The 9,651-nt window shown below is 54.2% G+C and carries 12 protein-coding genes; 6 read left to right on the top strand and 6 right to left on the bottom strand.

The features are described from left to right. Positions 1-117 precede the first annotated feature (117 nt). The 3 genes from K5905_RS18975 (at position 118) to K5905_RS18965 (ending at position 2,465) form a co-directional block, all read left to right on the top strand. The gene (locus K5905_RS18975; RefSeq protein ID WP_297586630.1) at positions 118-912 is read left to right on the top strand and encodes a sterol desaturase family protein; all 795 of its coding nucleotides are present in this window, start codon (positions 118-120) and stop codon (positions 910-912) included. A 14-nt stretch (positions 913-926) separates the two neighbouring features. Then, positions 927-1,310, top strand: a complete 384-nt coding sequence (crcB, locus tag K5905_RS18970; protein WP_297586629.1) for a fluoride efflux transporter CrcB — start codon at positions 927-929, stop codon at positions 1,308-1,310. A gap of 135 nt (positions 1,311-1,445) precedes the next feature. Further along, positions 1,446-2,465 (top strand): RluA family pseudouridine synthase, encoded by a 1,020-nt coding sequence (locus K5905_RS18965; protein WP_297586627.1) that lies wholly within the window; start codon positions 1,446-1,448, stop codon positions 2,463-2,465. Between the two features lie 402 nt (positions 2,466-2,867). Here K5905_RS18965 and K5905_RS18960 read toward each other — a convergent pair whose 3' ends face one another. The 3 genes from K5905_RS18960 to K5905_RS18950 form a co-directional block, all read right to left on the bottom strand. Beyond that, positions 2,868-3,359, bottom strand: coding sequence for an ATP-binding protein (locus K5905_RS18960; protein ID WP_297586625.1), 492 nt, complete (start codon positions 3,357-3,359; stop codon positions 2,868-2,870). A 55-nt stretch (positions 3,360-3,414) separates the two neighbouring features. Beyond that, complete coding sequence (locus tag K5905_RS18955; RefSeq protein ID WP_297586623.1) at positions 3,415-3,585, bottom strand: hypothetical protein; 171 nt, start codon at positions 3,583-3,585, stop codon at positions 3,415-3,417. A gap of 92 nt (positions 3,586-3,677) precedes the next feature. Continuing rightward, complete coding sequence (locus tag K5905_RS18950; RefSeq protein WP_297586621.1) at positions 3,678-4,904, bottom strand: DUF2778 domain-containing protein; 1,227 nt, start codon at positions 4,902-4,904, stop codon at positions 3,678-3,680. 55 nt (positions 4,905-4,959) lie between these two features. On the opposite strand from K5905_RS18950, the gene K5905_RS18945 reads away from it, so the two are divergent. The 3 genes from K5905_RS18945 to K5905_RS18935 all read left to right on the top strand — a co-directional run bounded on the left by K5905_RS18945 (position 4,960) and on the right by K5905_RS18935 (position 6,788). Beyond that, positions 4,960-5,244 (top strand): hypothetical protein, encoded by a 285-nt coding sequence (locus tag K5905_RS18945; protein WP_297586620.1) that lies wholly within the window; start codon positions 4,960-4,962, stop codon positions 5,242-5,244. Between the two features lie 90 nt (positions 5,245-5,334). Further along, on the top strand, positions 5,335-6,015 hold the full coding sequence (locus K5905_RS18940; RefSeq protein ID WP_297586619.1) for an HAD-IA family hydrolase: 681 nt from the start codon (positions 5,335-5,337) through the stop codon (positions 6,013-6,015). Further along, complete coding sequence (locus K5905_RS18935; RefSeq protein ID WP_297586618.1) at positions 6,015-6,788, top strand: ATP12 family chaperone protein; 774 nt, start codon at positions 6,015-6,017, stop codon at positions 6,786-6,788. The genes K5905_RS18940 and K5905_RS18935 overlap by 1 nt, the downstream gene beginning before the upstream one ends. Positions 6,789-6,876: 88 nt before the next feature. On the opposite strand, the gene mgtE is transcribed toward K5905_RS18935, so the two are convergent. The 3 genes from mgtE to K5905_RS18920 all read right to left on the bottom strand — a co-directional run. Continuing rightward, entirely contained in the window at positions 6,877-8,301 is a 1,425-nt protein-coding gene (gene mgtE / locus K5905_RS18930) for a magnesium transporter (RefSeq protein WP_297586617.1), read from the bottom strand. A 78-nt stretch (positions 8,302-8,379) separates the two neighbouring features. Further along, a complete protein-coding gene (locus tag K5905_RS18925) occupies positions 8,380-9,111 on the bottom strand; it encodes a proteasome-type protease (protein WP_297586615.1) in 732 nt (243 codons plus the stop codon). A 77-nt stretch (positions 9,112-9,188) separates the two neighbouring features. Beyond that, positions 9,189-9,651, bottom strand: a 463-nt coding sequence (locus tag K5905_RS18920) for a transglutaminase family protein (protein WP_297586613.1), incomplete at its 5' end; no start/stop codon positions are given.

The following is a 9,651-nucleotide window of genomic DNA, read 5'->3' as shown; positions in this document are numbered from 1 at the left end:
GGAAGAAACCGGCGAAATTCCGGACACGGAAGACACCAAGGTAAAGGCAACCGGGTAAGCCCGCACATGAAGTCTCGATTGTGTCAGCCAACCGACTAACTGGAATCATTGAACGATATGCTGGATCAGGCGCTGACGGTTTTTCTTGAATTTCTGCCGATTTACGCGGCCTGCTACGGGATAAACCTGTTCCTGTATTTTGCGACCGGCTGGGTGCTGGTCAAGATCCAGAACCGTCATCCGGAGCGGCGTATTCAACAACACAGGCGTGGCGAGAAACGCATGCGGAAGGAAATCCGTGCGAGCGTCCTGTCGCTCACGGTTACCGCCGGGTGCCTTGCCGTCGGTATCTTTCTGTCGCTCAAGGGCTGGACGCTTGTAGCTCCGCTGCCTCTCACCTGGTGGTCGGCGATCCTGATGTTCGCCGTTTCCGTCGTGGCCTTTGACACCTGGTTCTACTGGGGACACAGGTTGATGCATACGAAGTGGCTCTACCGTTTTCATGCGGAACACCACAGATCCGTCGCGCCGACTGTCTGGAGCACCTATTCGGACGACCCGATCGACGCTTTCGTCATGCAGAGCTATTATTTGTGGGCCGTGATCATCTTGCCGATACCGGTTGAGGTGTTGATCGTGCATCGCCTTTGGGATCATTTCAACGGCACCATCGGGCATTCCGGCTTCGAGTTCTATGCCTCGCCTTTGTCCCGCATGCCGTCTCCCATGGTCTGCGTCACATTTCACGACCAGCACCATTCGCGCTTCAAATACAATTTTGCCAACTTCTTTTCCTTCTGGGATCGGGTCTGCGGGACGATCGATCCGAAATATGATGAACAGGTCAAGGTATTTGAGAAGCTTGCGAAAGAACCTGAGCCAGAAACGGCGACACCGGGACCACGCGGTTAAGCAGGAATGATCACTTGAAACATCTTCTTCTTGTGATGCTGGGTGGCGGCCTGGGGGCAGGGGCCCGGCATCTGGTAGCGCTTTTCACAATACGGATGTTCGGAACCGGGTTTCCGGTGGGCACCTTGACGGTCAATGTCGTTGGATCCTTTGCGATGGGAGTTTTGATCGGCTGGCTGGTCAAATCCGATTTCGGGCATGTGCAGACAGTCCGGTATTTCTTGGCTACCGGTGTTTTGGGGGGCTTTACAACTTTCTCGGCGTTTTCGCTCGACACTTCGGTTCTGTGGGAACGTGGAGACACCCATCTTGCACTGATCTATGTGCTCGCTTCTGTTCTTCTTTCGATCATGGCCGTGTTCGCAGGCCTGATGATCATGCGGCAGGTCGCATCTTAGGCTTCGACCAAGTTTCCCTTTCATTTCAGGGCAAATCCGCCTATACGCACCGGAACGTTTTGGGTCCCAGGCTGGTGCTACGGGACTTCTTGAGGCGAGATGGCCCGCCGGTCTGCCGCCAGATTTGAGAAAAACATGTCCGCGATTGAACAGAAAAAAGTGACCGCTGATGAAGCGGGCATGCGCCTCGACCGTTGGTTCAAGGCCCATTATCCGGGGCTAGGATTTGGTCGTCTGCAAAAGCTCCTGCGCACGGGACAGGTGCGTGTGGATGGCAAACGGGCAGAATCCAATACCCGCATCGCCAAGGGGCAGATAGTTCGCATTCCGCCTTTGGGTGTGGAACTGCCTGCGGATGACAAGAAGAACGCCAGACCGAAATCGACCAAACTGATTGCCGATGACCGCAAGGCGATCGAGGATATGCTTCTGTTTGAAGACAACCAGGTGATGGTGCTCAACAAGCCGGCCGGTCTTGCCGTGCAAGGTGGATCTGGCTTGAAGCGCCATCTTGATGGCATGCTGGAGGCGTTTACCGACCGCAAAGGCAACAAGCCACGGCTTGTGCACCGCCTTGACCGGGAGACCTCCGGCATCATTCTGGTCGCCAGAACCCGCCAGGCCGCTCAGGAATTGACAAAAGCGTTCCGTCACCGCAACACGCGCAAAATCTACTGGGCGATGCTGGCAGGCGTTCCAAAGCCGAAACAAGGTCGGATCTCGACATTCCTTGCCCGCAGCGAGGGTGAGGAGCGTATGCAAGTCGTGCGCCAGGGCGATGACGACGCGCAGCATGCCGTGTCGCTTTATTCCGTTTTTGAGCAATCTGCGCAGAAACTCTCTTGGGTGACCATGAAACCGGTGACAGGCCGGACGCATCAGCTCAGAGCGCATGCGGCCCATATCGGCCATCCGATTATTGGCGACGACAAGTATTTCAACATCGAGAACTGGGAGCTTCCGGGCGGTATTCAGAACCGGTTACATCTGCTGGCGCGCAGGATCGTGATACCGCATCCGTCTGGGCACGGTTCCATCGATGTGTCGGCACCTCTTCCTCCGCATATGCAGCAGACCTGGAACCTGCTTGGGTTTGATGCAACCGATTACGATCCGGAAGCCGATGATCCGGATGAGACGCTGATCAAGCGGTAGTGTCAGTCGTCCTGCTGCGCACTCGAGATAGATAAGAGGCCGAATAACGCTGGGGGCTTTCGTAAACTGGCCGCAGGCAGGCTTGATGCCGTCTTTTCAAATCGAGATAGTGGCTGGCAAATACTCAAAGAAGAAGGGTTCTCCGACAAGGTGCGCTATGCCGGCGCTCATACTGAGTTGTTTTATCTCGGGTGTTACGAGGACTTACGCGGATCAGGAAATCGCGGACGAATTTTTTGCCACATGGGAAAAGTTGAGACAAAGCGGTGAACCTGCGCAAATCATCAGGTTCTAAGGCCTGGAAGCGGCTTCGGAGGATTGAGGCACGATTTTGCCAGGCTGCTACTTTTCCCGAAAATGACATCAGTCGTGCGTTTGGTGTTGGTGACGCTCGCGGAAAAATTATTGGCTGGAATAGACTGTCATTTTGAAGCCTTCTTCTTCCGAAGGAGGCTGGAAATGGCTGCTGATCCGGTCAAATTCTGCTTCGCTTACCGAGAACTGATGATCGCCGGATTTGTTTCTGGACCTGAGGCGGGTTTTGCAGACGTCATCTGAAACGTCAAAGACATGCAGCTGGTGGTCGCATTCGGCTGTCTCGATTAGGGTCTTCATCCAATGCCTGATTTCAAGCGTATTTGCCGGAAAATCGAGGACGACATTCAGCCCGTTTTGCAGCAACTCGACGATATGGGGCTTCATCGTCTGTCTAAGTCGCTCAGAACACCGGACATAATCCCTGAGCGTTGACAGTTCATCTGCATAAAGGCCGGACAACCAGACATCTTCCTGAACGAGAACGGTGCCCAGCTTCACCGCAAGGCTCCTGGCGAAGGTTGATTTGCCGGAGGCGACTTTCCCGCACACAAGATGAAGAGTTGTTCGGGGTGTCATAGGAAGCCTCTTGAAACAAGTATAGCCATTTGGGCGTCAGAATACAGGGAAGGGTTCACAGCCCTTGAAACAATGCACTCAGAATTACCGAAACAAAAGTGACACCGACAACGCCCGCAACCAGCTTCCAGGCGTCGGCGCGTTTTTTCAGACCAGGCCAGCCGAGTGGTTTGATCACCTGGATTGCGGCAATCAGAAGCAGCAGAAGCAGGATGATTTTGGTCACAGACAGCTCCGGGAGGGGTTGTTGGTGGTTTGACCCAAGCGGCATAGCCAATTCGCGTACTGGCTGCAAGCCGGCCATTCGCCGGGTTTTTCCTAAAGGGCTGCCATATAGGTCGGCAATTCGCTCATGGACGGAACCACGATCATCTTTTTAACTTTGCCAGATTTAAAAGCTTTCAGAAACTTGTCGTAATCCTTGAACGCAACACATCCATGAGATCCGTTCCCGCTGCGTAGAAGTGCGGTGTGGGCAAGCATTCCGTCCCGTCCCTTCATAGCCGCGACATCGCGTGGGGTCATACGTATCGCCTCGACGCCGTGGAACAGTTTTTCCCGCATCTTGAGGTCATAGATATTGGGTGGCGTTGGACCGAGATTTTTCACATGAACATGTTTCGGGTTGTCTTTCCGGTGACCGATACCGGAATGGGCTTCCAGTTTTGACCCATCCGGCATGTGAACGGTGGCCGCGCTGATGTCATAGACGGCAATACCGCGTCTTCGATATCCGGAGCTGGAACTGCTGAACAGTTTGCCGATGCCGCTGAAAACACCGGCATTGTCCTTTGTCGGGTCTCCAGGTGTGGCATAGGCTAGAACCGGTGCCTTATTTCCCGTTTCGTCCTTGTTTTTCAAAGCGACGGCAGGTGCCTGTTGCCGCGATACGCGCGGTTTGAGCTTCGGGGTGCGATGGCGAAGGTTGGCCAGCGTGATCGCATCTGCCGGCATGCCGTCTGCCTCGGTTTCCGATGTCTCTTCGACAGGATTTGCCGATGCCGCGATCGTTGCGACTTCAGCGGAGATTTCCGAAGCAGATGGGACTTCTTCTTTTTCTGCTGCTGCTAAGACACCGACTTTTGTCAGGTTTTCGTACCGTCCGGAGGTTTCGGATTGAGCGGTTAAAAGAGCGCGCGCCAACTGTTGACCAGCGAGTTTTGCGGCAAGAACTTTTTTGGCCGCTTCCCTCTCCGAATTTCCGATTGTCGCCTTGGAAGGTACCGATTTTACCGACGTTTCAGCAACAGATGAGCGGACTGCCAGCGCGGCTTCGACCGCATTTGCAATTCTTTCTTCGTCAATCGGTGCCGTTGCAGTGAATAATGGCGCAGGTTTCGCATTCGCCAGGTTGAGCAAATCGGACGTAGCAGGCGGGGTGGTTATGAAGTGATTTGGTACCAGTTTCGACCCAACTATCATCAGAAGGACAACCAGTGCGCCTATGATCGCGGGAATTCCAGTGATGCCTGAATAGACCAACCAACTTCTGGTGAGACCGGCCGCGGTGGTCTTCTTGTTAATCTGCCGATTTTTCAAAAACATTCAGGCGAACCACTCTTGGTCATATTCTCGAAACCGAACGGACACCCGCGACCACTTGGATCACGTTGCAATTCACGCAGTCTTTGGTGGCGAAATTGCCCCAAACGATCGTGCCCATCCAAGCGTTGAAGTATCGTTGTTTATGGTAACCATGGCGTTTACAAACATGGTTAACCGAACGTTACGCTTCGTGTCGGCGCCCCATAATCATCGCAAGGAGGCAATTTTCAGGCAGGCCGGGAAAATTGATGATTACCCGGGTGAATTGGGCGATTTGGTGCAAAAACAACCAAATTCAACGGTGCAATCAGTTGATCAAACTGCGCTTCACCAAGGATGAACCGGGTGCTCAATTTTCTCTTGAACCTTGACCGTGAGGTTAAAACCCGGCACATGCGGGGCAGACAGCAGTCGCATCTAAAGGCTCTCAATGTACCTGATCATTTTTGACGTGGACGGCACGCTGGTTGACAGCCAGAACACCATCTATCATGGCCTGAAAGTCGGCTTCGAGGCCGTTGAAATGCCCATGCCGGATCGTCAGACAGCGCTGTCGATTGTCGGGCGTTCACTTGAAGAAGCCTTTGCGGATCTTGTCGGGCCAAACCATACCGACAAAGTTCCGGTGATGGCGGAAGCCTATAGGCAGTCCAAGATCTCTCGGCGCAAACAGGGACTTGATATCGATCCGCTTTATCCAGGTGCCAAAGAGGCAATCGACCGCCTTCATGCGAAGGAGAATATTCTCCTTGGTATCGCAACAGGCAAGGCGTTGCGCGGTGTCAGGCATATGCAGGATACACACGACCTGCATGACCGGTTCGTAACGATACAGACAGCCGATACTTCGCCGTCAAAACCGCATCCGGATATGATCTTGCGAGCGATGGCTGAAACGGGAGCCGAACCGCACCGCACGCTTGTCATAGGCGATACCGGTTTCGATATGGCCATGGCCAAGGAAGCGGGAGCTCATGCCATTGGCGTGACATGGGGTTACCACGATCATTCCCGACTGACCAATGAAGGTGCAGACCGGATAATAGACAGCTTTGATGAACTTGATCAGTCTTTAGCTGATTTGTTGAAATTTGACGAGGAAACAGTCTGATGCGTGACTTTATTGAAGTTTTGCATGAAGATGCCGCCAAGAACCCTGAGCAGCGTGCCCGCGAACTTTCGAAACGGGAACTGCCGAAGCGGTTTTACAAAGAAGCAACGTATGTCGCGACCGAGGATGGATTTGCCATCCAGTTGGATGGCCGACAGGTGAAAACACCTGGCAAAGCGACATTGCTTTTGCCAAATGAGGCGCTTGGCGCTGCAGTTGCCGCTGAATGGGCGTCGCAGGAAAAGGAAATCAATCCGGCTGCAATGCCGCTGACACGCATTGCCAATTCCGCCCTGGATGCTGTTTCGGTTCGATTTGATGAAGTCGCGGAAGATATCACCAAATTTGCTGGAAATGACGCCCTTTGCTATAGGGCTGACGATCCGCAAAGCCTTGTGGATCAGCAGCGCAATCTCTGGGACCCTGTGGTGGAATGGGCGGGCGATCTGCTCGGCGGCAGATTTGTCCTGATTGAAGGGATCATGCACAAGGCTCAGCCGGACGCACTCCTGGAAGCCTACAGGGCACGTATCGCAGGCGAGACCCCCTTGCGTCTTGCTGCCCTTCACACGGCCACAAGCCTGACCGGGTCGGCCCTTTTGGCATTGGCTCTGAATGAGGGGCGTTTGAGTGCAGACGATGTCTGGAAAGCTGCACATGTGGAAGAGGATTTCAACATAGACCGCTGGGGAGATGACGCTGAAGCGGCTCAGATCCGAGCTTACAAACGCACCGAATTCGACGCGGCATCTCTGATCTTGAACGAACGGTAAGAGAGCTTACTCTTCCATAAGATTCTGATTTGAAAGATAATTCAGCTTTGGGTGCGGGCCCTGGCAGTCGCATGTGGCCATACGACGTTCAGCCCAGGTAGAACGTTGTAGCCATCAGAAAGAATATCAGGACACCAAGCACGTCGTTGGACGACGTGATAAAAACGCCGATTGCCATTGCTGGATCGATGCCGATCTTGTCGAGCACGAGAGGAATGGTTGCACCGACCATTGCTGCGAGCGTTGTTACACAGAGCAGCGACAGGGATGTTGCAAGCGCCAGCCGGAACGGGTCATCGATCGGTACGACAGTTGATGCGATAAGTACGAGACAGCACAGGATTGAGCCGGCGATGGCACCGTTGAAAAGAGCGGCGACCAGCTCTTTCATCAGTCGAAAAAAGATGTCACCGGTCCATAGGGCTCCAGTGGCAATGCCTTGCACTGCAACAGCGGACGCTTGAAGTCCCGCATTCCCGGCCATGGACATGATAACGGGAATGAAGGCTGCGAGAATTGCGGCTTCGGCAAGTTGATCTTCATAGGATCCAACAACCGTTGCCGCGACACTGGCACCCACAAGACCGGTGAGTAGCCAGGGTAGGCGACCTCGGACAATTCTGAATACCGTGTCATCAGATCGGGCTTCCGCCGAAACACCGCTCATCAGCAGCATATCTTCGTTTGCTTCTTCCGATGCGATTCTGGTGAGCTGCTTCGGCGTGACCCGTCCGATGAGCACGCCATCGCCGCTCACAACAGGCACTGTGCGCATGTCGCGTTTACGGGCAAGGCGCAGCACCTCTTCCTGGTCCGTATCTGCGGAAACCACAACGAAATCACGGTTCATGATCTTGCCGAGTGGCGTTTCGCTCGGGGCCAGCAGAAGTTTTCCGACTTCAACGGTACCAGTCAGTTTTCCGGTAGCATCCGTGACATAGACCGTAAAAATCTTTCGGATCCTGTTCGCCTCTGCACGCATTTGGCTGACGGCTTCGCCCGCCGTACATGTTTCTGGCAGGGCGACGAATTTGCGCGCCATCACCCGCCCGGCGGTGTCGTCGGCATAGGAAGCGCGGGTGCCAATGTCCTCGACATCGGGAAGGCGCGCAATCAGCTGGTCTGCAACGTCGTCCGGAAATTCATTGAGGATTTCAATCGCATCCTCGGGATCGAGGCCCGCCAGAATGTCGCGAAACTGATCAAGCGTTGATTCCTCCATCAGGATCGATCGGAATTCCGGACGCAATTCGGCGACGACCTTGATGGACGGATTTGCTGGAAGCCATTGAAAAAGCTTGCGCGCATGTTTCAGCCGGAGACGTGTCAGCAGTTGCATGACATCGATAGGGTCCCATCGCTTTAGCAATTCGACCAGTTGTGTTCGCTTGCCGTCCCTGATCAGGTCACGCACCACCTTCAACGCCCCATCATTGGCGTCCAGCGGCTCCTGAGCCGGTTCACGTGTCCAGATAACGGGCTCAAGCTCGGATGCAGAACTGAGATTGCTCATTGGAAACAGGCTCCGAATACACTGGCGCCGCTTTTATTTCCGTATTGTGACGGCGTTCTGACAGGCGGGATCTGAAACTCAGACCTTGAATTCCTCTAAATCGGCAAAGGCTTCTCGAAGCTTGTCCGACCAACCACGGGACAACTTCTGAAAATAGGGATCGTCCTGTTCGATCCGGATCTGGCGGTCGGTTGAAAACGTATCTGTGTTGTAAAGCAGCATATCAATCGGCATCCCGACTGAAAGATTGGACCGCAGGGTGGAATCGAAGGAAATCAGAACCAGCTTCGCCGCTTCACCGAGACGCATGTCTGTGCGGGTGACCCGATCGAGGATCGGTTTGCCGTATTTGTGCTCGCCGATCTGCAGATAAGGCGTGTCTTCCGAGACTTCGATGAAATTTCCGGCGGCATAGACCTGGAACATTCTGGGTTCCTCGCCCTTGATCTGACCGCCCAGGATGAAAGTGACGAAGAAGTTTTCGGCATTTGTGGCGAGCGCTTCGCCATCGATCTCCTTAACCTGTCTGACGGCGCTGCCGACCAGTCGGGCAACTTGGAACATGGTTCTGGCGGTCATCAGGGTGGCCTTATCGCTGTCTGCCGAGGCGATATGTTCGCTAAGCAGCGAAATGACAGCTTGTGTGACAGCCAAATTGCCTGCGGAAAGCAGCGTAACTACCCGTTCGCCAGGTTCCTCCCAGACATGAAGCTTCTTGAAAGTCGAGATATTGTCGACACCGGCGTTGGTTCTGGTATCCGCCGCGAACACCAGGCCGCGATCCAGTTTCATGCCGACACAATAGGTCATCCAAAAGCCCCTCAGTCATCTTTCTGCGACGTTATCTCAACCAGTGAACCTGGTCTTTGGAGCAAGGAACATGACAGCTATTGCTGCTGTTGAAAAGCGGCCTGAGCCACATCGACTTCAACTTCAAGGTTTTCCTCCAGACCGCCAAACCGGATGCCCCGTATTGGAGCAGCCGATCTGGAGTCCAATCCTACTGTCAGGCGGATATAGCGATCTGTGGGGCACATGGCATTTGAAATATCGAAGCCCGTCCAGCCAAGTCCACTGATGAGCACCTCTGCCCAGGCATGATGGGCTTCCGATACCTGCTCATCTTCCAGAAGGAGGTAGCCGGATACATAGCGGGCCGGAATACCGATGGATCTTGCTGCGGCGAGAAAGATATGGGCGTGGTCCTGACAGACGCCTTCACCGGCAGCAAGCGCGGCCGTTGCTGGCGCGTGCGTCTCGGTGACGCCGACCTTGTAGTCCACCTTGTCCCGGATGGCATGCATCAATGCATGAAAACCTTCAATCTTGTCGTGCCCTTCGGCAAGCGTT

The organism is Roseibium sp. (assembly GCF_025698965.1).
Classification (GTDB): Bacteria; Pseudomonadota; Alphaproteobacteria; order Rhizobiales; family Stappiaceae; genus Roseibium.
Note: the sequence above shows the minus strand (reverse complement) of the source record. Positions and strands in the feature narration are given on the sequence as shown.

Bases quoted from the DNA above. Each gene is read 5' to 3' on its own strand.
- K5905_RS18975 (WP_297586630.1), top strand. From the start codon at position 118: ATGCTGGATCAGGCGCTGACGGTTTTTCTTGAATTTCTGCCGATTTAC.
- K5905_RS18965 (WP_297586627.1), top strand. From the start codon at position 1,446: ATGTCCGCGATTGAACAGAAAAAAGTGACCGCTGATGAAGCGGGCATG.
- K5905_RS18960 (WP_297586625.1), bottom strand. From the start codon at position 3,359: ATGACACCCCGAACAACTCTTCATCTTGTGTGCGGGAAAGTCGCCTCC.
- K5905_RS18950 (WP_297586621.1), bottom strand. From the start codon at position 4,904: ATGTTTTTGAAAAATCGGCAGATTAACAAGAAGACCACCGCGGCCGGT.
- K5905_RS18940 (WP_297586619.1), top strand. From the start codon at position 5,335: ATGTACCTGATCATTTTTGACGTGGACGGCACGCTGGTTGACAGCCAG.
- K5905_RS18935 (WP_297586618.1), top strand. From the start codon at position 6,015: ATGCGTGACTTTATTGAAGTTTTGCATGAAGATGCCGCCAAGAACCCT.
- mgtE (WP_297586617.1), bottom strand. From the start codon at position 8,301: ATGAGCAATCTCAGTTCTGCATCCGAGCTTGAGCCCGTTATCTGGACA.
- K5905_RS18925 (WP_297586615.1), bottom strand. From the start codon at position 9,111: ATGACCTATTGTGTCGGCATGAAACTGGATCGCGGCCTGGTGTTCGCG.